Origin of the sequence: Acidovorax sp. A1169 (assembly GCF_030704685.1) — a bacterium.
Taxonomy (GTDB): domain Bacteria; phylum Pseudomonadota; class Gammaproteobacteria; order Burkholderiales; family Burkholderiaceae_C; genus Acidovorax.
The window spans coordinates 39910-64188 of sequence record NZ_JAUZDX010000016.1; the positions used below are offsets into that span (position 1 = coordinate 39910).

Annotated in this window: 17 protein-coding genes; 12 read left to right on the forward strand and 5 right to left on the reverse strand. The window is 68.2% G+C overall.

Annotation, left to right across the window (positions count from 1 at the left end; translation table 11 throughout):
* Window positions 1-100: 100 nt before the first annotated feature.
* From QYL93_RS22650 to QYL93_RS22665, 4 genes are all read left to right on the forward strand, one after another.
* A complete protein-coding gene (locus QYL93_RS22650; RefSeq protein WP_305745775.1) occupies window positions 101-2083 on the forward strand; it encodes a DNA topoisomerase IV subunit B in 1983 nt (660 codons plus the stop codon).
* Window positions 2061-2903: a lytic transglycosylase domain-containing protein gene (locus tag QYL93_RS22655; RefSeq protein WP_305745776.1), complete on the forward strand. Its 843-nt coding sequence runs from the start codon at window positions 2061-2063 to the stop codon at window positions 2901-2903. Before QYL93_RS22650 ends, QYL93_RS22655 begins: the two co-directional genes overlap by 23 nt.
* Window positions 2900-5254 carry a DNA topoisomerase IV subunit A gene (gene parC, locus QYL93_RS22660; protein ID WP_305745777.1) on the forward strand — a complete coding sequence of 785 codons (2355 nt, stop codon included), beginning with the start codon at window positions 2900-2902 and terminating at the stop codon, window positions 5252-5254. The genes QYL93_RS22655 and parC overlap by 4 nt, the downstream gene beginning before the upstream one ends.
* Before the next feature lie 207 nt (window positions 5255-5461).
* Window positions 5462-7213: a methyl-accepting chemotaxis protein gene (locus tag QYL93_RS22665; protein WP_305745778.1), complete on the forward strand. Its 1752-nt coding sequence runs from the start codon at window positions 5462-5464 to the stop codon at window positions 7211-7213.
* A gap of 49 nt (window positions 7214-7262) precedes the next feature.
* On the opposite strand, the gene QYL93_RS22670 is transcribed toward QYL93_RS22665, so the two are convergent.
* Window positions 7263-7721 (reverse strand): RidA family protein, encoded by a 459-nt coding sequence (locus QYL93_RS22670; RefSeq protein ID WP_305745779.1) that lies wholly within the window; start codon window positions 7719-7721, stop codon window positions 7263-7265.
* A 168-nt stretch (window positions 7722-7889) separates the two neighbouring features.
* Between QYL93_RS22670 and QYL93_RS22675 the strand changes: the two genes are divergently transcribed.
* From QYL93_RS22675 to QYL93_RS22685, 3 genes are all read left to right on the forward strand, one after another.
* Window positions 7890-10436: a DNA internalization-related competence protein ComEC/Rec2 gene (locus QYL93_RS22675; RefSeq protein WP_370877021.1), complete on the forward strand. Its 2547-nt coding sequence runs from the start codon at window positions 7890-7892 to the stop codon at window positions 10434-10436.
* A 93-nt stretch (window positions 10437-10529) separates the two neighbouring features.
* Window positions 10530-11987 (forward strand): circularly permuted type 2 ATP-grasp protein, encoded by a 1458-nt coding sequence (locus tag QYL93_RS22680; protein WP_007854621.1) that lies wholly within the window; start codon window positions 10530-10532, stop codon window positions 11985-11987.
* Entirely contained in the window at window positions 11987-12946 is a 960-nt protein-coding gene (locus tag QYL93_RS22685) for an alpha-E domain-containing protein (RefSeq protein WP_305745780.1), read from the forward strand. Before QYL93_RS22680 ends, QYL93_RS22685 begins: the two co-directional genes overlap by 1 nt.
* A gap of 57 nt (window positions 12947-13003) precedes the next feature.
* Here the strand turns inward: QYL93_RS22685 and QYL93_RS22690 are convergent, their stop codons facing one another.
* Window positions 13004-13936, reverse strand: coding sequence for a LysR family transcriptional regulator (locus QYL93_RS22690; protein WP_305745781.1), 933 nt, complete (start codon window positions 13934-13936; stop codon window positions 13004-13006).
* A gap of 83 nt (window positions 13937-14019) precedes the next feature.
* Between QYL93_RS22690 and QYL93_RS22695 the strand changes: the two genes are divergently transcribed.
* Entirely contained in the window at window positions 14020-14943 is a 924-nt protein-coding gene (locus QYL93_RS22695; protein ID WP_305745782.1) for a carbon-nitrogen hydrolase family protein, read from the forward strand.
* On the opposite strand, the gene QYL93_RS22700 is transcribed toward QYL93_RS22695, so the two are convergent.
* The gene (locus tag QYL93_RS22700) at window positions 14940-16271 is read right to left on the reverse strand and encodes a PLP-dependent aminotransferase family protein (protein WP_305745783.1); all 1332 of its coding nucleotides are present in this window, start codon (window positions 16269-16271) and stop codon (window positions 14940-14942) included. The two genes, QYL93_RS22695 and QYL93_RS22700, sit on opposite strands and share 4 nt — an antisense overlap.
* 91 nt (window positions 16272-16362) lie before the next feature.
* Here QYL93_RS22700 and QYL93_RS22705 point away from each other — a divergent pair, with 91 nt between their 5' ends.
* Entirely contained in the window at window positions 16363-16980 is a 618-nt protein-coding gene (locus QYL93_RS22705; protein WP_305745784.1) for a DJ-1/PfpI family protein, read from the forward strand.
* Window positions 16981-16982: 2 nt separating this feature from the next.
* On the opposite strand, the gene QYL93_RS22710 is transcribed toward QYL93_RS22705, so the two are convergent.
* Entirely contained in the window at window positions 16983-17285 is a 303-nt protein-coding gene (locus QYL93_RS22710) for a VF530 family protein (RefSeq protein ID WP_305745785.1), read from the reverse strand.
* 45 nt (window positions 17286-17330) lie between these two features.
* The gene (locus QYL93_RS22715; RefSeq protein ID WP_305745786.1) at window positions 17331-18248 is read right to left on the reverse strand and encodes a LysR family transcriptional regulator; all 918 of its coding nucleotides are present in this window, start codon (window positions 18246-18248) and stop codon (window positions 17331-17333) included.
* Between the two features lie 166 nt (window positions 18249-18414).
* Here QYL93_RS22715 and QYL93_RS22720 point away from each other — a divergent pair, with 166 nt between their 5' ends.
* The 3 genes from QYL93_RS22720 to QYL93_RS22730 all read left to right on the forward strand — a co-directional run bounded on the left by QYL93_RS22720 (window position 18415) and on the right by QYL93_RS22730 (window position 24262).
* Window positions 18415-19296, forward strand: a complete 882-nt coding sequence (locus QYL93_RS22720; RefSeq protein ID WP_305745787.1) for an alpha/beta hydrolase — start codon at window positions 18415-18417, stop codon at window positions 19294-19296.
* Between the two features lie 444 nt (window positions 19297-19740).
* Window positions 19741-20982: an efflux RND transporter periplasmic adaptor subunit gene (locus QYL93_RS22725; RefSeq protein WP_305745788.1), complete on the forward strand. Its 1242-nt coding sequence runs from the start codon at window positions 19741-19743 to the stop codon at window positions 20980-20982.
* Between the two features lie 46 nt (window positions 20983-21028).
* A complete protein-coding gene (locus QYL93_RS22730) occupies window positions 21029-24262 on the forward strand; it encodes an efflux RND transporter permease subunit (protein ID WP_305745789.1) in 3234 nt (1077 codons plus the stop codon).
* Window positions 24263-24279 lie beyond the last annotated feature (17 nt).

Sequence of the window (24279 nt, forward strand, 5' to 3'; positions counted from 1 at the left end):
ATTGGCCACAATCTGCCCGCACACCGCCGAACAGTACAGTTGGGGGTGATGAAGCTGTATTTTTATCCAGTCTTTGCTGCGCCGCACTACAATCCGCCGCATGTCTGCCAAACCGTCTTCCGTCTCCGCCAGCGAATATTCCGAAGGGTCGATCCGTGTGCTCAAGGGCCTGGAGCCCGTCAAGCAGCGCCCGGGCATGTACACCCGCACCGACAACCCCCTGCACATCATCCAGGAGGTGCTGGACAACGCCGCCGACGAAGCGCTGGCCGGCCATGGCAAGAAGATCAAGGTCACGCTGCACGCCGATGGCTCGGTCAGCATTGAGGACGACGGGCGCGGCATCCCCTTCGGCATGCACCCCGAAGAGAACGCGCCGGTGATCGAGCTGGTGTTCACCCGCCTGCACGCGGGCGGCAAGTTCGACAAGGGCAAGGGCGGCGCCTACAGCTTCTCGGGCGGCCTGCACGGCGTGGGCGTGAGCGTGACCAACGCGCTGGCCACGCGCCTGGAAGTGAGCAGCCACCGCGAGGGCAAGGTCGCCCGGCTGGTGTTTTCGGCCGGCGACGTGGTCGAGCCCCTGGTGACCCGCGCACTGGAAGCCGGCGAGCGCAAGCAGGGCACCACCGTGCGCGCCTGGCCCGATGCCAAGTATTTCGAATCGAGCGCGCTGCCCATGGGCGAGCTGACCCACCTCTTGCGCAGCAAGGCGGTGCTGATGCCCGGCGTGTCCGTCACCCTGGTCAACGAGAAGACGCGCGACACCCAGACCTGGCAGTACAAGGGCGGCCTGCGCGACTACCTGATGCAGACGCTCAACGGCGAACCGGTGATCCCGCTGTTCGAGGGCGAAGGCTTTGCCGACCGCAACAACGAGAGCTTTGCCGAAGGCGAGGGCGCATCCTGGTGCGTGGCCTTCACCGAAGACGGCCAGCCCGTGCGTGAGAGCTACGTCAACCTGATCCCCACCAGCGCCGGCGGCACGCACGAAAGCGGCCTGCGCGACGGCCTGTTCAATGCCGTCAAGAGCTTCATCGAGCTGCACAGCCTGCTGCCCAAGGGCGTGAAGCTGCTGCCCGAGGACGTGTTCGCCCGTGCCAGCTACGTGCTCAGTGCCAAGGTGCTGGACCCGCAGTTCCAGGGCCAGATCAAGGAGCGCCTGAACTCGCGCGACGCCGTACGCCTGGTCTCGGGCTTCGTGCGCCCGGCGCTCGAGCTGTGGCTCAACCAGCATGTGGACTACGGCAAGAAGCTGGCCGAGCTGGCCATCAAGGCCGCGCAGACCCGCCAGAAGGCCGGCCAGAAGGTCGAAAAGCGCAAGGGCTCGGGCGTGGCCGTGCTGCCCGGCAAGCTCACCGACTGCGAAAGCCGTGACCTGGCCCACAACGAGGTCTTCCTGGTCGAGGGCGACTCTGCTGGTGGCAGCGCCAAGATGGGCCGCGACAAGGAAAGCCAGGCCGTGCTGCCGTTGCGCGGAAAGGTGCTCAACACCTGGGAGGTGGAGCGCGACCGCCTGTTCGCCAACAACGAGATCCACGACATCTCGGTGGCCATCGGCGTGGACCCGCACGGCCCCAACGACACGCCCGACCTTACGGGCCTGCGCTACGGCAAGATCTGCATCCTGGCGGATGCCGACGTGGACGGCTCGCACATCCAGGTGCTGCTGCTCACGCTGTTCTTTCGCCATTTCCCCAAACTCATCGAGACCGGCCACATCTACGTGGCGCGCCCCCCGCTGTTCCGGGTGGACGTGCCGGCCCGTGGCAAGAAGCCCGCAGCCAAGATGTATGCGCTGGACGACGGCGAACTCACCGCCATCCTTGACAAGTGCGCCAAGGATGGCGTGGCCCGCGAGAAGTGCCAGATCAGCCGCTTCAAGGGCCTGGGCGAGATGAACGCCTCGCAACTGTGGGAGACCACCCTCAACCCCGATACCCGGCGCCTGCTGCCCGTGCAACTGGGCAGCACGGACTTCGCCGCGACCGAGGGCCTGATCACCAAGCTCATGGGCAAGGGCGAAGCAGCCTCGCGGCGCGAGCTGATGGAGCTGCACGGCGATGCGGTCGAGATCGACATCTGACCGGCTGCGCCTGGCGTGCGCGGGCCTGCTGCTGTGCCTGGCGCACACGGCTGCCCACGCCGACCTCTGGGCCTTCGTCGATGCGCGCGGCGTGACGCATTTCGCGCCCGAGCAGGTGGATGCCAACTACCAGCTGTTCTTCAAGGGCAACGAATTCGACTCCACGCGCGACGTGCCCGGAGATGCGCCGGCCATGCCCTACGCCCTGCCGCCTGCGGGGGCACGGCTGCTGGCCTTTTTCGACATTGCGCCCGACTACAAGCGCGTCAAGCACCACCTGCGCGCTGCTGCTGCCAAGCACGCCGTGGACTACGAGTTGCTGCAGGCGCTGATCGCCACGGAGTCGGGCTTCGATGCCGATGCCGTGTCGCCCAAGGGGGCTGTGGGCCTCATGCAGGTGATGCCGGCCACGGCGACCCGCTTTGGCGTGAGCGCCGATGCCAAGCGCTCGGTCGAGAAGAAGCTGGCCGACCCGGCGGTGAACGTGCCCACCGGCACCCGCTACCTGCGCCACTTGCTGGACCTGTTTCCCAACCGCCTGGACCTGGCGCTGGCCGCCTACAACGCGGGCGAGGGCGCGGTGCAGCGCGCGGGCAACCAGATACCGGCCTACAAGGAAACGCAGAACTACGTGCGCACCGTGATGGGCCTGTACACCCAGCTCAAGCCGCCGGCACCCGTGCTGGCCCAGCGTGCCGTGCCCGGGCGCGTGCGCATGGAGCTCTCGGGCGGCGCCCTGAACCGGGGCAACCTGCCGCCCGCCCGCGTGGCACAGACGCCCGCAATGACCGAACCTTCTGAATCCAGCAAGAACGAATGAGCGACCAACCCACTCTCGATTTCCCGGCCTCCGACGACGGCGGCGATTCCCTGGGCCTGGCCAGCTACGCCCAGCGGGCCTACCTCGAATACGCGCTTTCGGTCGTCAAGGGCCGGGCCCTGCCCGACGTGTGCGATGGCCTCAAACCCGTGCAGCGGCGCATCCTGTACTCCATGGACCGCATGGGCCTGGGGTACAGCGGCCCCACGCGCAACACGGCGGCCAAGCCGGTCAAGAGCGCCCGCGTGGTGGGCGACGTGCTGGGCCGCTTTCATCCGCATGGCGACCAGTCGGCCTACGATGCGCTGGTGCGCATGGCGCAGGATTTTGCCCAGCGCTACCCGTTGATCGACGGCCAGGGCAATTTCGGCAGCCGCGATGGCGACGGCGCGGCAGCCATGCGCTACACCGAGGCGCGCCTGTCGCGCATCACCAGCCTGCTGCTCGACGAGATCGACGAGGGCACGGTCGATTTCATGCCCAACTACGACGGCAGCACCGAGGAGCCGCGCCAGCTGCCCGCGCGCCTGCCGTTCGCGCTGCTCAACGGTGCCAGCGGCATCGCCGTGGGCCTGGCCACCGAGATCCCGAGCCACAACCTGCGCGAGATCGCCGACGCCTGCGTGGCGCTGATCAAGACGCCTTCGCTCTCGGCCGAGGACCTGCTGGCCCTGGTGCCCGGGCCCGACTACCCCGGTGGCGGGCAGATCATCAGCGCTGCCTCCGACATCGCCGACGCCTACCGCACGGGCCGCGGCAGCCTGAAGGTGCGCGCGCGCTGGAAGATCGAGGACATGGCGCGCGGCCAGTGGCAACTGGTGGTCAACGAGCTGCCGCCGGGCGTGAGCTCGCAGAAGGTGCTCGAAGAGATCGAAGAGATCACCAACCCCAAGATCAAGGCTGGCAAGAAGGCGCTCAGCCTGGAGCAGACGCAGCTCAAGGCCAGCATGCTGGCCGTGCTGGACGTGGTGCGCGACGAGTCGAGCAAGGACGCGCCGGTGCGCCTGGTGTTCGAGCCCAAGACCGGCAAGACCCCGCAGCAGGAGCTGATCACTGCACTCCTGGCCCACACCAGCCTGGAGACCTCGTCGCCGATCAACCTGACCATGATCGGCCTGGACGGCCGGCCGGTGCAGAAGTCGCTGCGCCTGATGCTGGAGGAGTGGATCTCCTTTCGCCAGAGCACCATCACCCGCCGCACGCAGCACCGCCTGGGCAAGGTGCTGGACCGCATCCACATCCTCGAAGGGCGGCAGATCGTGCTGCTCAACATCGACGAGGTGATCGCCATCATCCGCCAGGCAGAGGACCCCAAGGCAGCGCTGATCGAGCGTTTTGCGCTGTCGGACCGCCAGGCCGAGGACATCCTGGAAATCCGCCTGCGCCAACTGGCGCGGCTGGAAGCCATCAAGATCGAGCAGGAGCTCAAGGAGCTGCGCGAAAGCCAGGGCAAGCTCGAAGACATCCTGAACAACCCCGGCTCGCTGCGCCGCCTGATGGTCAAGGAGATCGAGGCCGACGCCAAGACCTTTGCCGATGACCGCCGCACGCTGATCCAGGCCGAGAAGAAGGCCGTGGCCGAGGTCAAGGTGGTGGATGAGCCGGTGACCGTGGTGGTTTCGCAAAAGGGCTGGGTGCGCGCGCGCACCGGCCATGGCCACGAGGCCGCAAGCTTCGCCTTCAAGGCCGGCGACGGGCTGTACCGCACCTTCGAGTGCCGCACGGTCGACACCTTGCTGGCCTTTGGCAGCAATGGCCGGGTGTACTCGGTGCCGGTGTCGGTGCTGCCGGGGGCGCGCGGCGACGGCCAGCCCGTGACCACGCTGGTCGAGCTCGAATCGGGCACGCAGCTCTTGCACTACTTTGCCGGTCCGGCCAGTGCCTGCCTTCTGCTGTCCAACTCGGGGGGCTATGGTTTCCTGGCGTCGGTGGAGAACATGGTCTCGCGCCAGAAGGGCGGCAAGGCCTTTCTCACGCTGGGCGAGGGCGAAACCGTGTGCCCACCCTCGCATGCGGCGGGCAGCACCGGCGGCCAGCCGCTGGCGGCGGCCACGCACGTGGCCTGCGCCTCGGCGGGCGGGCGCATTCTGACCTTCGAGATCAGCGAGCTCAAGACCATGGCCAATGGCGGGCGCGGCCTGATGCTGATCGATCTGGAGCCCAAGGACACGCTGGCCGGTGCGGCGGCCTACACGCGCAGCATTCGCATCGAGGGCATGGGCCGGGGCGGCAAGGAACGCGAGGAGACGCTGGAGATCCGCTCGCTCAACAACGCCCGGGCCGCGCGCGGGCGCAAGGGCAAGGCGGCGGACCTGGGCTTCAAGCCCGCCTCGGTGACCCGCGTCGAATAGCGGGCACACCACCCGCTGGCCAGGAAGCCACCCACCCGGGTGGCTTCTTTTTTGGTGCATCGCAACACTCCACGGGTTGCTACGGATTGGACGAAAGGCCAGAACGGGCGCACCATATGTAAAAAAGTGTCTGCCATGGCGCCAGCCCTGGGTCGCCCCGGTGGTGGCGGGCAGGCCTTGAAAGATCGACAACGACAGGAGACCATGATGTTCCAACGCATCCGCATTGCCCAGAAACTGTGGCTCGCCGTTATTTTCATTGTGGTCATGCTGGCCGGCGTGGTGGGCTTTTCGGCCTACCGGTCCGCCAAGGTGCAGGCCCAGGCCGACGAGGTCGCCCGCGAGATGCAGACCCGTGTCGGCGCTGCGATCCGCTGGGCCGGCCTCACGGAGACCAATGCGGCCCGCACGCAGGCGCTCATCGTCAGCAGCGATGCGGCGGTGGAGGCCGAGTTCAAGGACGTGATCACCGCCACCTCGGCGCAGATCTCCGAGGTGCAGAAGTCGCTCGAAGGCATGGCCCTGTCCGACGCGGACAAGGCGCAGATGGCCAAGATCGCCGACGCCCGCAAGACCATGCTCGATCTGCGCGTCAAGGCCCGCCAGCTCAAGACCGATGGCAAGGCGGAAGAAGCCGTCACCCTGATCAAGCAGACCTACAACCCGGCCGTCGCCGCCTACCTCAAGACCCTGCGTGACTTCGTGGAGCTGCAGCAAAGCACCGCGCAGACCCGGCTGGCCGAGATGGCGGCCTCGCGCATGCTCACGGTGAAGATCGCCGCCGTGGCGGTGGGCGTCCTGCTGCTGGCCATCGTCGCCGGGGCGTACTATCTGATTGGCCATATTCAGCGGCCCCTGGCGCAGGCCAACGACCTCGCGGCCAAGATCGCTGCCGGCGATTTGAGCGAGCAGGGTTCCGTCACGCGCGGCGACGAGTTCGGCGACCTGCTGCGCTCGCAGTATGCGATGAGCGATTCGCTCGGGCGCATGGTGCACCAGGTGCGCCAGAGCACCGACAGCATCGCCATTGCCAGCGCCGAGATCGCCACCGGCAACCACGACCTGTCGGCCCGCACCGAGCAGACGTCGAGCAACCTGCAGGAGACGGCTGCGGCGATGGAGCAGTTCACCAGCACCATTGCGCAGAGCGCGACCAGCGCCCGCCAGGCCAGCACCCTGGCGGCCAGCGCTACGGGCGTGGCCGAACGCGGTGGCTCGGTGGTGACCCAGGTGGTCTCCACCATGGAAGACATCAACCACAGCAGCAAGAAGATCTCGGACATCATCGGCACCATCGATGGCATCGCCTTCCAGACCAACATCCTGGCGCTCAACGCGGCGGTTGAGGCCGCGCGTGCGGGCGAGCAGGGCCGGGGCTTTGCCGTGGTGGCCAGCGAGGTGCGCAGCCTCGCCCAGCGCAGTGCCGAGGCCGCCAAGGAGATCAAGGCGCTGATCAGCGCCTCGGTGGAAAAGGTGGAGACTGGCAGCCGCCTGGTGGCCGATGCGGGCAGCACCATGACCGACATCGTGCGCTCGGTGCAGAGTGTGACCGACATGATCGGCGAGATCACCTCGGCATCGTCCGAGCAGAGCCTGGGCATCAACCAGGTCAACCAGGCCGTGGGCAACCTCGATCAGATGACGCAGCAGAATGCGGCACTGGTGGAGGAGAGCGCAGCCGCCGCCCAGAGCCTGCGCGAACAGGCCGAGCACCTGGCTCAGGTGGTCTCGGTATTCAAGGTCAACGGGGCCGCCTATGGCGGCGTGGCGCCGCCGATGCGTGCGGCGCACAAGCCCGCAGCGCCGGCCAAGCCTGCAGCTGCAGCCAAGTCCACCGCTCCCCGCATCACCCAGGCGGCCAGCAAGCCGGCGACGAAGGCCGCTGCGCCCGCCAAGGCGGCGCCGGCCCGCTCACCAGCCCTGGCCCAGGGGGGCGAAGAGGACTGGGAGTCGTTCTGACCAAGTGGCCTTTCCCGGGCTTGCCGGGCGGGCCTGGTCAGCAGGTACTTCAGGCCAGCTCTGCGATCAGCTCGATTTCGACACAGGCACCCATGGGGATCTGCGCCACGCCGAAGGCGCTGCGTGCGTGCACGCCCTTGTCGCCGAACACCTGGCCGAACAGCTCGCTCGCGCCATTGGTCACCAGGTGCTGTTCGGTGAAGTCGCCGGTCGAGTTCACCAGGCTCATCACCTTCACGATGCGCTTGATGCGGTTCAGGTCGCCGCCGGTGGCCGCATGCAGCGTGCCCAGCAGGTCCACGGCCACGGCGCGTGCAGCGGTCTTGCCTTCTTCGGTGCTGATGTTCTTGCCGAACTGGGCCACCCAGGGCTTGCCGTCCTTGCGCGCGATGTGGCCGGAGAGGAACACCAGGTTGCCGGTCTGCACGTAGGGCACGTAGGCGGCCGCGGGCACCGACACCGGTGGCAGGGTGATGTTCAGTTCAGAAAGCTTGTCGTAAACGCTCATGGTCGTTGTCCTTCGGTGGAGGTGGTGGTTGACATTGGCCTGGGGCGGCGCGCGGCGCCGGGCCGGGCCAGGGCAGCACGTGAGTGTTACATACCCGCGCGGCGTGCCTGGCGAAGGCCTGCTGTCTTCGCGGTTTAGCATCGGCGCATGCCGGAGCTGCACGCCACTGTGATAGCTGCAACCGCCACGGGGACTCCGGTGGCCGTTGCGCGCAGCCATGCGCCGGCCCTGTGGCGCCTGCCCGCATTGCTGGCGGGCAGCCTGCTGGGGGCGGCATTGCAGCTGCAGCAGCCGGTGCTGTGGCACTGGCATGGCTATGCACTGTTGCTGGCGTGTGCGGTCGCGCTGTGGGGCTTGTCGGGCCTGCTGGTCCGGTCCGGCGGCATCCGCCGCTGGCTGTGCCAACTGCTGGTGGCCTGTGCGGGCGCCGCGTTGCTGTTTGCCACCACCGGCTTGCGCGCCACGGTCTACCTGCAGGGCGCGCTGGACCCGGCGTTGGAGGGGCAGAACATCCGTGTCATCGGCACCATCGCCGCCATGCCCCAGGTCAACGAGGCGGGGGTGCGCCTGCGCCTGGAGGTGGAATCGGCCTGGCTGCCCGGTGAGGGTGCGGGGGCCGCGCGCAAGCCCGTGCAGTTGCCAGAACGCATGGATGTCTCCTGGTACGGCGGCTTCTTCTTCGGCGCCACCAGCGCCACCACCACCGTGCGGCCGCTGGAGCCGCAGCGCCGCCCGCCGGCCCTGCATGCGGGCGAGCGCTGGGAAATGACCATCCGCCCGCGCGCGCCGCATGGCCTGAGCAACCCGCACGGCTTCGACTACGAACTCTGGACCTGGGAGCAGGGCGTGCAGGCGACAGGCACGGTGCGAACGGGCCCCAAGGACCTGGCGCCCGTGCGGCTGGCCAGCACCTGGCAGTACCCGGTGGAGCAGGCGCGCCAGTCCGTGCGCGATGCCATCCTGGCGCGCCTGGCGCCGGGGCTGGACCCCGACGACCCGGGCCGTGCGCGCATGGCCGGCGAGGTGGCGGCCCTGGTCACGGGCGACCAGCGCGCCATCGACCGGGCCGATTGGGATGTGTTCCGCGCGACCGGCGTCGCCCACCTCATGAGCATTTCCGGGCTCCACATAACGCTCTTCGCCTGGCTTGCTGCGCTGCTGGTGGGTGCCCTGTGGCGCCGCTCGCCGCGGCTGTGCCTGGCCGTGCCGGCGCCCACGGCGGCGCTGGTGGCCGGGGTGCTGCTGGCGGCGGCCTACGCCCTTTTCAGCGGCTGGGGCGTGCCCGCGCAGCGCACGGTGACCATGCTGGCCACGGTGGCCCTGCTGCAGCTATCGGGCCGCCGCTGGCCCTGGCCGCAGGTGTGGCTGCTGGCCTGCGCGGCAGTGGTCTGGGTGGACCCGTGGGCGCTGTACCAGGCGGGCTTCTGGCTCAGCTTCGTGGCGGTGGCGGTGCTGTTCGCCACCGACACGCGGGCCGTGGGCGGTGCGCCCCCCAATGGCCGGGCGCGTGTGCTGGCGTTGCTGCGCGAGCAGTGGGTGGTCACGCTGGCACTCACACCGCTCTCCCTGCTGCTGTTCGGCCAGGTGTCGCTGGTGGGTTTTGTGGCCAATCTGGTGGCGATCCCGTGGGTCACGCTCGTCGTCACGCCGCTGGCGCTGGGCGGGGTGCTCTGCGTGCCCCTGTGGAGTCTGGCGCTGTGGAGCCTGCAGCCCCTGTCCGCCCTGTTGCAGTGGCTGGCGACCTGGCCGATGGCGGTGCTGTACCTGCCCGTGGCGCCACTGTGGGCCGGCGCGGAGGCCTTGGCCGGTGGCGTGCTGCTGGCCATGCGCCTGCCGTGGCGGCTGCGCCTGCTGGCCCTGCCGCTGGTGCTACCGGTGCTGTGGTGGCAGCCGGGCCGGCCGGCGCCCGGCCAGTTCGAGCTGCTGGCGGCCGACATCGGCCAGGGCAATGCGGTGCTGGTGCGCACGGCCAGCCACACCCTGCTGTACGACGCGGGCCCGCGCTTCAGTCTGGAAAGCGATGCCGGCCACCGCGTGCTGGTGCCGCTGCTGCGCGCCCTGGGTGAACGGGTGGACGTGCTCATGCTCAGCCACCGCGATGCCGACCACACGGGCGGCGCCGCCGCCGTGCTGGCCCAGCAGCCGGGCGCCAGGCTCACCGGCTCCATCGAGGCCGGGCACGAGTTGCAGGCGTTGCGCCCGGCCACGCCCTGCCTGGCGGGCCAGCGCTGGGAGTGGGATGGCGTGGCCTTCGAGGTGCTGCACCCCGCGCCCGGGGATTCCGGCGCGGCCGTGCGCGCCAACCACATCAGCTGCGTGCTGCGCATCGTGGCTGGCGGGGAGCAGGCCGCCGTGGCGCTGCTGGCGGGCGACATCGAGACCGGCCAGGAGCAGGCCCTGGTGGCGCGTGGCGTGCCGCTCAAGGCCGATGTGCTGCTGGTGCCGCACCACGGCAGCAAGACCTCGTCCACCGGGGCCTTCCTGGATGCCGTGGCGCCGCGCACTGCTTTGGTGCAGGCTGGCTACCGCAACCGCTTCGGCCATCCGGCGTCCGAGGTGGTCGCGCGCTACCAGGCGCGGGGGATTGCCGTGGTGGAGTCGGCGCGCTGCGGAGCCGCCACCTGGTCGTCAGCGCAACCGCAGGGCGTGGCCTGCCAGCGTGAATCCGGCCAGCGGTATTGGCAGCACGGCATGGTGCCAGCTTTGTCGCGCTGAACCTAGCGGCCGGTGGATGGCGCAGTGCCTTAGTCGGCTGATTTCCGCAAACTGGGCGCACAACTTGCTATCCTGCAAGCAGGAGGCCAGTTCATGCAGAAATTTGATGAGATGTACGCCATGCTGCCTTTTGACGGCAGCGACGTGCGAGAACACTACAAGCGCTACGCGCAATGGCTGTCCAGGCAGCCGGTGGACGTGATGCAGGCCCGCCGGGCCGAGGCGGAGATGATCTTCCGCCGCGTGGGGATCACCTTTGCCGTCTATGGCGCCAAGGACGAGGACGGCGCCGGCAACGAGCGCCTCATCCCCTTCGACCTGATACCCCGCATCATCCCCTCGCACGAGTGGGCCAGCATGCAGCAGGGGCTGGTGCAGCGGGTCACGGCGCTCAACCGCTTCATCCATGACGTGTACCACGGGCAGGACATCATCCGTGCCGGCATCGTGCCGGCCGACCTGGTGCTCAACAACGCCCAGTACCGCCCCGAAATGGCGGGTGTGCAGGTGCCGCAGAACATCTACGCGCACATTGCCGGCATCGACATCGTGCGCGCCCCCAACGCCCAGGGCGAGGGCGAGTATTACGTGCTCGAGGACAACCTGCGTGTGCCCAGCGGCGTGAGCTACATGCTGGAAAACCGCAAGATGATGATGCGGCTGTTCCCTGACCTGTTCAGCATGCACAAGGTGGCGCCCGTGGCCCACTACCCCGACATGCTGCTCGAGACCCTGCGCGCCAGCGCCCCTGCCACGGCCGACGAGCCCACGGTGGTAGTGCTCACGCCGGGCATGCACAACAGCGCCTACTTCGAGCACGCCTTCCTCGCGCAGCAGATGGGGGTGGAGCTGGTCGAGGGCCAGGATCTGGTGGTCAAGGACCGCTTCGTCTACATGCGCACCACGCGCGGCCTGCAGCGCGTGGACGTGATCTACCGCCGGGTGGACGACGATTTCCTCGACCCCCAGGTGTTCCGCCGCACCTCCACGCTGGGCTGCGCAGGGCTGATGGAGGCCTACCGCGCTGGCAACGTGGGCATCTGCAACGCCGTGGGAACGGGCGTAGCCGACGACAAGTCGGTCTACCCCTATGTGCCCGAGATGATCCGCTTCTACCTGGGCCAGGAGCCCATCCTGAAGAACGTGCCCACCTGGATGTGCCGCAAGCAGGACGACCTGCAGTACGTGCTGGACCACCTGCACGAGCTGGTGGTCAAGGAAGTGCACGGCGCGGGCGGCTACGGCATGCTGATCGGCCCGGCCGCCACCAAGGCCGAGATCGAGGACTTCCGCCGCGCGCTGCTGGCCAACCCGGCCGGCTACATCGGCCAGCCCACGCTCAGCCTGTCGAGCTGCCCGACCTATGTGGAAAGCGGCATCGCCCCGCGCCACATCGACCTGCGCCCCTTCGTGCTCAGTGGGCGTGAGGTGCAGATGGTCGCCGGCGGCCTGACCCGCGTGGCCCTGCAGGAGGGCTCGCTGGTCGTCAATTCATCACAAGGCGGGGGCACCAAGGACACCTGGGTTCTCGGAGAAGGAGGGACCCCATAATGCTCAGCCGTACTGCCGACCACCTGTTCTGGATGTCCCGCTACACCGAGCGGGCAGAGAACACTGCACGTATGCTCAATGTGAGCTACGAGACATCGCTGCTGCCCCAGTCCGCAGCCGTGGCGCAAGAGGGCTGGGAGGGCCTCTTGTCCATCAGCGAGCTGATCCCCGCCTACACCGCCAAGCACGGCGATGTGACGCCCGAGCGCGTGCTGCACTTCATGGTGCGCGACGGCGAGAACCCCTCGTCCATCGTCTCCTGCCTGCGCGCTGCGCGCGAGAACGCCCGCGCCGTGCGCGGCGCGCTGACCACCGAGATCTGGGAAACCCAGAACCAGACCTGGCTGGAGCTGCAGCGCCTGCTCAAGGGCGATGCCTACGAGCGCGATCCGGGCCAGTTCTTCGAATGGGTCAAGTACCGCTCGCACCTGTCGCGCGGCGTGACGCTGGGCACCATGCTGCAGGACGAGGCCTTCCACTTCCTGCGCATGGGCACCTTCCTCGAGCGCTCGGACAACACCGCGCGCCTGCTGGACGTGAAGTTCCACGCGGTGAAGAAGGACTTCTTCGGCCGCGCCAGCGAGCGCAACCAGGAGAACGACTTCTATCACTGGAGCGCCATCCTGCGCAGCGTCTCGGCCTTCGAGGTCTACCGCAAGGTCTACCGCGACGTGATCACGCCGGGCCGTGTAGCAGACCTGTTGATCCTGCGCCGCGACATGCCGCGCTCGCTGCACGCCAGCATGCGCGAGGTGGTGGACAACCTGGCCGTGCTGGCCAACGACCATTCGTCCGAAACCCAGCGCCGCGCCGGCCGCCTGCTGGCCGACCTGCAGTACGGCCGCATCGACGAGATCCTGTCGACCGGGCTGCACGCCTTCCTCACGCAGTTCCTGGACCGCGTGAACGACCTGGGTGGCGGCATCAGCCGCAACTTCCTGGTCGCCAACGGAGACTGAGGCCCTGGCCCGGTCCCGCATCGGCCCTGCATCGGCATGTGGCGGGTGCGGGTGCCGTCATCCCATCGCAAGCGACGGCAAATTCCCCCATTGCCCGGCCACCACCGATTGCACTTGCGCCACGGCCGAGTCGCGCAGTGCATCGGTGCGGCAGCCCAGTTCCACTGCATAGCGCGGCATGGCGACGGGGCAGGGCAGAACCACCAGGCCGCACAAGCGTGCCATGGCATGGGCGGCGTGCGCAGGCAACGTGGCCACGGCCTGGGTGCCCTTGAGCAGGTAGGGCAGGGCGGCGAAGTGCGTGGTCGATGCCACCACGCGCCGTTTGTGGCCCAGGGCGGCCAGCACCTCGTCCACCACGCCGATGAAGCCGCCCGATGAAATGAGGACGTGGTCCCGCGCCACGTATTCCTCTACGGTCAGGCGCAGCGGGGCCTTGCGCCGGCTGGCGGGCGCATCGACCACGCAGGCATAGCCACCTTCGCCCAGCGCCTGGTGGCTGAGCCAGCGCGTGGCAAAGCCCCCGGCCGTGATGGCCAGGTCGACTTCGCGCGCCATCAGCATCTCGGCCACGATCTGGCTGTGCGTCTGGCGAAAGGCCAGCCGCAGCCCCGGCGCATGCTGCGCCAGCAATTGCACCAGCCACGGGCCCATGGCGATCTCGAAGTCGTCCGACAGGCCCAGCACCACCGAGCGGCCCTGGTAGCGCGCCGAAGGCGAGGTGCCCAGGGCCAGGCTCTCGCGGCATTTGTTGAGCGCCTCGCCGATCACGGGTCGCAACTCCTGCGCGCGCAGCGTGGGCGCCAGGCCGCGACCCGTGCGCGTGAACAGCGGATCGCCGTAGACCTTGCGCAGCCGGCCCAGCGCCGCGCTTACGGCGGACTGCGTGAGCGACAGGCGCAGTGCGGCGCGGGTTGCGCCACCCTCTTCGTACAGCGCCTCGAACACGCGCAGCACATTCAGGTCGAACCCGATATCAATCTCGTTCATATCAATCAGCAATGGAGAGGCATTGATTCATCTTAGGGCTTTGGCAACACTGGGGTCATCTTCACCCCCAAAGGATGTTTGCCATGACCCTTTCCACCGTCGCCGCCCTGCAGATCGGCTCCTCCCCCGAGGGCACCGCCCAGACCCTGGCCAACGTGCTCGCCTTCGAGGGCGAGATCAAGGCATCGGGGGCCCGCCTCGTCGTCATGCCCGAGGCGCTGCTGGGTGGCTACCCCAAGGGCGAGATCTTCGGCACGCGCCTGGGCTACCGCCTGCCCGAGGGGCGCGAGGCCTATGCGCGCTACTACGCCAGTGCCATCGACGTGCCCGGGCCCGAGACCGAAGCCCTGGCCGGCCTGGCGCAGCGCACGGGGGCCACCCTGGTGCTCGGCGTGATCGAGCGCGCGGGCAGCACGCTGTACTGCACGGCGCTGTACTTCGACCCCGAGAAGGGCCTGGTGGCCAACCACCGCAAACTCATGCCCACGGGCACCGAGCGCCTGATCTGGGGCCAGGGCGACGGCTCCACCCTGCCGGTGGTGGAGTCGGCCGCCGGCCGCGTAGGTGGCGTGATCTGCTGGGAGAACCACATGCCCCTGCTGCGCACGGCCATGTATGCCCAGGGCGTGCAGATCTGGTGTGCACCCACGGTGGACGAGCGCGACATCTGGCAATGCTCCATGCGCCACATCGCGCACGAAGGGCGCTGCTTTGTCATCAGCGCCTGCCAGGTGCAGCCATCGCCGCGCGAGCTGGGCGTGGATGCCCCCGGCTGGGACGCCGACCGCCCGCTGATCCGGGGCAACAGCGTGATCGTGGGGCCGCTGGGCGATGTGCTCGCCGGCCCGTTGCAGGGCAAGACGGGCTTGATCACTGCGCAGATCGACTTGGCGGAATTGGTGCGCGCCCGCTATGACTTCGACGTGGTGGGCCACTATGCGCGGCCCGATATCTTCAGCCTGCACGTGGACCGGCGTGCGCGCCAGACCGTCGCCTTCAGCGACTAAGAGGAATCCTGCGCTACAGCCTGCCGCACTAATGCCAGGGCGTGGGGCAGGTCCTCCAGGGCCACCGAGCCCAGGGCCACGCGCAGCGCCTGGGGCACATGGGTCGTGGTGGCAAAGGCTTCGGCGGTGGAGACGGTCACGCCGCGCTGCAGCAGCGTGGCCGCAATGCGGTCGGCGCGCTGGTCGTCGCCGAGCGGCAGCCAGACGAAGTAGGAGTGCGGGTGGCGCACCATCGGCAGGCCGCGCAGCGCGCTGGTCGCCATGGCCTGGCGCTGCGCAGTGTCGGCGCGCTTTTGCGCCTCCAGCCGGGACACGGTGCCGTCCTCGATCCAGGCGCAGGCTATGGCCGTGAGTACGCCGGCAGTGTTCCACGAGGTGGCGCGGATGGCGCGTTCCAGAGGTGCGATCAGCGCGGGCGCTGCCGCGACAAAGCCGAAGCGCAGGCCAGTGGCCACGTTCTTGGACAGGCTGGAGACATACACCGTGCGCTCCGGCGCGAGCGCGGCGATGGGCACCAGGGCGTCGCCTGCCAGGTAGGCGTAGGGCGCATCCTCGATCACCAGCAGGTCGTGCTGGCGGGCGATCATCGCCAGCCGCCCGCGTGCGCGCGCCGGCATCACGCAGCCCAGCGGGTTGTGCAAGGTGGGCATGGTGTAGATGGCGCGCACGGGCCTTGCATGGCACAGGCGCTGCAGGGCGTCGAGGTCGGTGCCTTCGGGGCCCACGGGCACGGGGGCCAGGTCCAGCCGCAGGCGCTCGGCCAGCACGCGAAAGCCGGGGTAGGTGAGGGCGTCCACGGCGACGATGTCGCCGGGGTTGAGCAGGCCCAGCGCCGCAATGGCCATGCCGTGCTGCGCGCCGTTGACGATGAGCACCTGCTCGCCGCTGACCTTGAGCAGCCTCGACTCCAGGTGACGCGCCACGATGGCGCGCTCGTGCAGGCGCCCGCCATAGGGCTGGTAGTGCAGCAGCGACTCCAGGTCGCCCGATGCCGCGAGCTGGCGCAGCGCCTCGCGCAACTGCTCGGTCTGCCCGGGCACGCTGGGGTTGTTGAACGACAGGTCGATGGTGCTGGCCTGTGGCGCGGTGAGGTCGGCCCCCGGCCGCGGATACGAGGGGTCGCGCACGAAGGTGCCACGCCCGGTTTCGCCTACCACCAGGCCGATGGCCTCCAGCTCCGCATACACGCGGCTGGCCGTGCCCAACGCGAGGCCGTGCCTGGCGGCCAGTTCACGGTGCGTGGGCAGCCGGGTGGCAGGCCGCAGCCGGCCGGCGCGGATATCGGCCGCGAGCGCATCGACCACCTGTTTGTACCGGACCACACCCATGGCAATCCCAATGTATCTATGACAATTCTTTGATTGTACTAAGTGCTTTGCCTACGATGGCGGCTTCATCCCCCTCCAACGGAACCCCTCCATGCGCATCGCCCTGCTCGCCTTCAACGGCTTCAATGAACTCGACTCCCTGATCGCCCTGGGCATCCTCAACCGGGTCAAGCGCCCGGGCTGGGAGGTGGCGCTGGTCTGCCCCGAGGCCCGCGTGCGCTCCATGAACGGCATCGTGGTCGAACCGCACCATGCCTCGCTGGCCTGGGCGCAGGGCGCCGATGCGGTGCTGGTGGGCAGTGGCATCCAAACCCGCGAGGTGGTGGAAGACGCGGCGCTGATGGGAGAGATGCAGTTCGACCCCAGCCGCCAACTGCTGGGTGCCCAGTGCTCGGGCGCACTGGTGCTGGCCAAGCTCGGGCTGCTCGATGGCGTGCCGGCCTGCACCGACCTGACCACCAAACCCTGGGTGCAGGCGGCGGGCGTTACGGTGCTCGACCAGCCACTGTTTGCCCATGGCAACCTCGCCACGGCGGGGGGCTGCCTGGCATCGTCGTACCTGGCGGGCTGGGTGATTGCCCGGCTGGCGGGCGTGGACGAGGCGGCGGCTGCCCTGCATTACTTCGCCCCGGTGGGCGAGAAGGAAGAGTACGTGGCCCGCGCCATGGGCCATATCGAACGCTATCTGCCTGTGGCAGAGCCGGCCTGACCTTATTCCTTGGTATTGCGCCGGTAGTCGCGCAGCATGTACAGGTACAGGCTTTCGACCTTCTCGCGCGCCCAGGGCGTCTTGCGCAGGAACTTGAGGCTCGAGGCCACGCTGGGGTCGCTCTGGAAGCAGCGCACGGGAATGCGCTGCCCCAGTTCTTCCCAGCCGAAGTATTCGACCAGGGCCGTCACCATGGCCTCCAGCGTCACGCCGTGCAGCGGGTTGCGCGGCTGGGCGGGTTTCGCGGGCGTGGCTTCTGGCGGGGTCCCTGGTTCGGGCGTCGGGGTGTCGGGGGCGTCGCTCATGTCCCAAGCATACCTTGGGGGATGGCGCGCAGCGGCTCCGGGGAGTCAGGTCGTGCGCTGCAGGTGCGAGTTGCGCTGCACCAATTCGGCCGTCCAGTCCACGAAGGCACGCACCTTGGCGCTCAGGTGGCGGTTGGGCGGGTAGACCACGTAGATCGGCAGAAGCGCCTGCGTCCATTCGGGCAGCAGGCGCACCAGCGTGCCGTTCTCGAAGTGGCGCGTGGCCTGGAAGCTGGTGATCTGCCCGATGCCCAGGCCCGACACCACCGCCGTCACATAGGCATTGGTCTCGTTCACGCTGACCTGGTAGGGGCCGGTGATGTCCACGGACTCCTCGCCCTTGCGGAACTCCAGCGGGTAGTGGCGCCCGCTCTGGGGCGAGAAATAGACCACGATGGAGTGCTTTTCCTCGATTTCCAGCGGGTGCGTGGGTGTGCCATGGCGTTCCAGGTACTCGGGCGAGGCCACGGTGATGAATTCCAGATTGCCGATGCGCCGCGCCACCAGCGACTGGTCGGTCAGCTCGCCGCCGCGGATCACGCAGTCCACGTTGTCGCTGATCAGGTCCACCATGCGGTCGCTCACGCCCAGGTCCACCTGGATGTCGGGGTAGCGCGCATGGAACTCGGCCAGGTTGGGCAGGATGAGCAACTGCGCCATCGAGGTGCCCACGTCGATGCGCAAACGCCCGCGCGGGTTGGAGCGGGCGTTGGTCATGCTCGCCTCGATGTCATCGAGGTCGGTGAGCAGGCGAATGGTGCGCTCGTAGTAGGCGGCGCCGTCTGCCGTCACGGTGACGCGGCGCGTGGTGCGGTTGAGCAGCTTCACGCGCAGGCGCTCTTCCAGCGCCTGCACATGCTTGGTCACCGTGGCCTTGGGCAGTGAAAGCGAATCCGCCGCCTTTGTGAACGTGCCGGCCTCCACCACCCGCACGAATATGCGCATGGCCTGTATCTGGTCCATGGGCTCTCCTTGTACTTGCACCCACCAGTGGGTGCAGGGCAATTCTCACACGCGGCCTGCGCTCGATTGTTGAGCTTTTGGAAACAGTGCAGTGGTGTTTGGCCTGTTTATCCGAAAGTCGCAAGGTACTACATTTCATCCATCGTCAATCCAATGGGTCCATGCCATGCAGCCCGATCGCTCGTCCCCCACATCGTCGCCTAGCCGTGCCGGAGCCTCCTCCAAGGCCCCTGGCGCCGCAGTGGGCGCCCCCCAGCGCGCCGACGCCACCATTGAGGTGGCCAAGGGCGAAGAGGTGGCAGTGCGCGTCTACGGGCGCAAGCTGCCCGGCAAGCCCTCGCCGCTGGTGGTGCACTTCCATGGTGGCGCATTCACCACGGGTGATCTGGATACCGGCTGCACCGTGGCCGACCTGCTTGAACGCGCCGGCGCCGTGGTGGTGTCGGTGGCCTACCCGCTCACGCCCTTCCCCCAGCCCGTCAACACCGGCTATGGGGTGCTGCAATGGGCCTTTCGCAACCGCGTCAAGCTCGGCGGGCAGGGCGCGCAGATCTACCTGGCTGGCGAAGAGGCCGGTGGCAACCTGGCCGCAGCCGTCTCGGTGATGGCGCGCGACCAGTCGCACCCGCCGCTGGCCGGGCAGATTTTGCTGTCGCCCATGCTCGACCCCTGTGTGGGTACCGCGTCGGTGCGCGAAGCCACGGGCGATGCCACCGGCTGCAAATGGACCGAGGGCTGGCGCAACTTTCTGCGCTGCCCGCGCGATGCCGAACACCCCTATGCCGTGCCGGCCACTGCGCACCGCCTGGCCGGCCTGCCGGCCACGCTGGTGATGGTGGGCGACACCGACCCCATGCACGACGAGGCGCTGGCCTATGCCGCGCGCCTTGAGTCCGCCGGCCTGCTGGTGCGGCGCCATGTGTTTCCCAAAGCCGGAGAGATGCCCGAGGCCCTGGAGGCAGAGCAGCGCGAATGCCCCTGCGCCGAAGGCGCGCTGGTGCAGATCCGGCAGTTTTTCGAGGACACCCGATGTCCGGCCCCCACCTGAGACCCCAGGGTTCGTAGGAAGTAGTTGACCTCAACTTAAGTTGAGGTTCGATACTCCCGCCACCCCACTTACCGAGCGAAGCGCTCACCCCGAAATTTCCGGCCATTGGCGCCGGCGGGGAGAGGCTTTGCCCATGACTGGCCAGGAGCCAGTGCAGGTGCCGTCTGCGAGCGGTACGGACCGACTGTTGCCCGCATTTTTGCTGATCTGTTTTTTGCCAATTTCACTGACACGGAGGAATCGCCCATGAACGTTATCCACCTGCAGGCTGGTGCACCCGGGAGCACTGCCACTGCCGACACGCCAGCCGCCGCCTTGTGTAGCCGGTGTTGACCTTGCCACGGCGTCAGTGTCCAGACTCCACCGCTCCCATTCCTCGTATCCGATTTTGAAAACCACGTCGGGGTGTGCTCCACAAGGGCTGCCCCGCCACTGAAAGTCACCATGAACTTCCATCTTCCCTTTCCCAAGCGCCCCCTGGGCCTGGCCACGCTGGCCACTGCCGTCACCGCCGTGGTGGCTTCGTCCGTGCTGGTGTTCCAGTCTCCTTCCGCCCAGGCGACTGACGGCGCAGCGCAGCCCCAGGCCGTGCCGGTCTCGGTGGCCGCCGTGCTGCAGCAGGACATCGCCCTGTGGGACGAGTTCTCGGGCCGGCTCGAAGCCGTGCAGCGCGTGGACATCCGCCCGCGCGTTTCGGGTGCGGTGCAGGCCGTGCACTTCCGTGAAGGCTCGCTGGTCAAGCAGGGCGACCTGCTGATCACCGTCGACCCGGCCCCCTATGCCGCCGAGGTGGACCGCGCTGACGCCCAGGTCGCCGCAGCGCAGGCCCGCGTCTCCTACACCCGCAGCGAAATGGAGCGCGCCACGCGCCTGCTGCAGGAAAGCGCCATCGCCCAGCGCGAACACGACGAACGCCAGAACGCCCAGCGCGAGGCCGATGCCAACCTGCGTGCCGCCCAGGCGGCCCTGCAGGCCGCGCGCCTGAACCTCGGCTACACCCAGGTGCGGGCCCCCGTGGCGGGCCGCGTGGGCCGCATCGAAGTCACCGTGGGCAATCTGGTGGCCTCGGGCGCCAGCGCGCCAGTGCTGACCACGCTGGTCTCGGTGAGCCCGATCTACGCGAGCTTCGACTCCGACGAGCAGATCGTGGTGAAGGCCCTGCAGGACCTCAAGTCCGGCAGCAGCGCGCGCACCCTGATCGAACGCATCCCCGTGCAGATGGGCACCGGCACCTCGGGCGGCACGCCGCACGTGGGCAAGCTGCAGCTCATCGACAACCAGGTCGATGCCAAGAGCGGCACGGTGCGCGTGCGCGCCGTGTTCGACAACGCCGACGGTGAACTCATCCCCGGCCAGTTCGCGCGCATCCGCATGGGCCAGTCGCGCAGCTCGCAGGCCATCCTGATCAACGAGCGCGCCGTGGGCACCGATCAGAGCAAGAAGTTCGTGCTGGTGGTAGGCGAGGGCAACAAGGCCGAGTACCGCGAAATCACGCTGGGCGCACCCGTCGAGGGTTTGCGCGTGGTCACCTCGGGCCTGAAGGCCGGCGAGACCATCATCGTCAACGGCCTGCAGCGCGTGCGCCCCGGCGCTGTCGTCGCCCCGCAATCCGTCCCCATGACCGCCAAGGCCGAGATCCCTGCAGACCGCAAGGAAGCCCGCGCCGCCAAGTCGCCTGCCGCATGAACGGGCGCCCGCCTGAACGCCACGCCCGCATGCTGAAAGACCTGCCATGAATCTGTCCCGCTTCTTCATCGACCGCCCCATCTTCGCCGGGGTGCTGTCGGTGCTCATCTTCCTCGGGGGGCTGATCGCGCTGCGCAGCCTGCCGATCTCTGAATACCCCGAAGTGGCTCCCCCCTCGGTGGTGGTGCGCGCCCAGTACCCGGGCGCCAACCCCAAGGTCATCGCCGAAACCGTGGCCACGCCGCTGGAGGAATCCATCAACGGCGTGGAAGGCATGCTCTACATGGGCAGCCAGGCCACGACCGACGGCGTGATGACGCTGACCGTGACCTTCGCGCTGGGCACTGACCCCGACAAGGCCCAGCAGCTGGTGCAGAACCGCGTCTCGCAGGCCGAGCCGCGCCTGCCCGAGGAAGTGCGCCGCCTGGGCGTCACCACGGTCAAGAGCGCGCCCGACCTGACCATGGTCGTGCACATGGTCTCGCCCAACGGCCGCTATGACATCGACTACCTGCGCAACTACGCCGTGCTCAACGTCAAGGACCGCCTCGCGCGCATCCAGGGTGTGGGCCAGGTGCAGATCTTCGGCGGTGGCGACTACTCCATGCGCGTCTGGCTCGACCCGCAGAAGGTCGCGCAGCGCGGCCTCTCGGCCAGCGACGTGGTGGCTTCCATCCGTGGCCAGAACGTGCAGGCCGCTGCCGGCGTGGTGGGCGCATCGCCCGGCTTGCCGGGTGTGGATCTGCAACTGTCCATCAACGCGCAAGGGCGCCTGCAGACCGAAGACGACTTCGGCGACATCATCGTCAAGACCGGCACCGATGGTGCGGTGACGCGCCTGCGCGACATCGCCCGCCTGGAGCTGGGTGCGGCCGACTATTCGCTGCGCTCGCTTCTCAACAACGACCCTGCCGTCGGTATGGGCGTGTTCCAGGCCCCGGGCTCCAATGCCCTGGAAATCTCGGCCAATGTGCGCAAGACCATGGACGAGCTGCAGAAGAACATGCCCGAGGGCGTGGAGTTCCGCATCGCCTACGACCCCACGCAGTTCGTGCGCGCCTCCATCAAGTCCGTGATCCAGACCCTGCTCGAAGCCATTGCGCTGGTGGTGGTGGTGGTGATTCTGTTCCTGCAGACCTGGCGTGCCTCCATCATCCCGCTGCTGGCCGTGCCGGTGTCGGTGGTGGGCACGTTTGCAGTGCTGCACCTGCTGGGCTTTTCGATCAACGCGCTGAGCCTGTTCGGCCTGGTGCTGGCCATCGGCATCGTGGTGGACGATGCCATCGTGGTGGTGGAGAACGTGGAGCGCAACATCGAGGCCGGCCTGACCCCGCGCGAGGCGACCTACCGCGCCATGCGCGAAGTCTCCGGCCCCATCATCGCCATTGCGCTGGTGCTGGTGGCGGTGTTCGTGCCGCTGGCCTTCATCAGCGGGCTCACGGGCCAGTTCTACCGCCAGTTCGCGGTCACCATCGCGATCTCCACGGTGATCTCGGCCATCAACTCGCTGACCCTGTCGCCCGCGCTCAGCGCGCTGCTGCTCAAGGGCCACAACGAGCCCAAGGACGCGCTCACGCGCGGCATGGACAAGGTGCTGGGCGGCGTGTTCCGTGGCTTCAACCGCGTGTTCCACCGGGGCTCCGAGGCCTACAGCGGCGGCGTCAAGCGCGTCATCGGCCGCAAGGCGCTGATGCTGGTGATCTACCTGGTGCTGGTGGGTGCGACCTTCGGCCTGTTCAAGCTGGTCCCGAGCGGTTTCGTGCCCGGCCAGGACAAGCAGTACCTGATCGGCTTTGCCCAGTTGCCCGACGGCGCCACGCTGGACCGCACCGAGGACGTGATCCGCCGCATGGGCGACATCATGAAGAAGAACCCCAACGTGGAAGACGCCATCGCCTTCCCCGGCCTGTCGATCAACGGCTTCACCAACAGCTCCAACTCCGGCATCGTGTTCGCCACGCTCAAGCCCTTTGCCGAGCGCACCCGCGCCGACCAGAGCGGCGGCGCCGTGGCCGGCCAGTTGAACCAGTCGTTCGGTGCCATCCAGGAAGCCTTCATCGCCATGTTCCCGCCGCCACCGGTGGCGGGCCTGGGTACCACAGGCGGCTTCAAGCTGCAGATCGAGGACCGCGCATCGCTGGGCTACGAGGCCATGGACGGTGCCGTCAAGGCCTTCATGGCCAAGGCCTACCAGACGCCCGAGCTGGCCGGCCTGTTCACGAGCTGGCAGGTCAACGTGCCTCAGCTGTACGCGAACATCGACCGCACCAAGGCGCGCCAACTGGGCGTGCCCGTGACGGACATCTTCGAGACGCTGCAGATCTACCTGGGCAGCCTGTACGCCAACGACTTCAACCAGTTCGGCCGCACCTACAGCGTGCGCGTTCAGGCCGATGCGGCCTTCCGTGCCCGCAGCGACGACGTGGGCCTGCTCAAGGTGCGTTCCACCACCGGCGAGATGGTTCCGCTGTCGGCGCTGATGAAGCTTGAGCCGAGCTTCGGCCCCGAGCGTGCCATGCGCTACAACGGCTTTCTGGCCGCCGACGTGAACGGCCAGCCCGGTCCCGGCTTCTCGTCGGGCCAGGCCCAGGACGCCATCGAGCGCATTGCCGCCGAAACCCTGCCCAAGGGCATCGGCTTTGAGTGGACCGAGCTGACCTACCAGGAAATCCTGGCCGGCAATTCCGCCATGCTGGTGTTCCCCATCGCCATCCTGCTGGTGTTCCTGGTGCTGGCCGCGCAGTACGAAAGCCTGACCCTGCCGATTGCCATCATCCTGATCGTGCCCATGGGCCTTTTGGCCGCGATGACGGGCGTGTGGCTCAGCAACGGGGACAACAATGTGTTCACCCAGATCGGGCTCATCGTGCTGGTGGGGCTATCGGCGAAGAACGCGATCCTGATCGTGGAGTTCGCCCGCGAGCTGGAGTTTGCCGGGCGCACACCCGTGCAGGCCGCCATCGAGGCCAGTCGCCTGCGGCTGCGCCCCATCCTGATGACCTCGCTGGCCTTCGTGATGGGCGTGCTGCCCCTGGTGCTGTCCACCGGGGCCGGTGCCGAGATGCGCAGCGCCATGGGCGTGGCGGTGTTCGCCGGGATGATCGGAGTGACGGCCTTCGGCCTGTTCCTCACGCCCGTGTTCTACGTGGTGCTGCGCCGCCTGGCGGGCAACCGCGCCCTGCAGCAGCACGGCAGCCATGTCGCGCCGCTGGCGGATGCCTCCGGCCCTGGCGCCGTGGCCCACCCCATATTGGCTGCACCGCGCGGCCATGACGAATGAGCGCAAAGGAGCCTTTG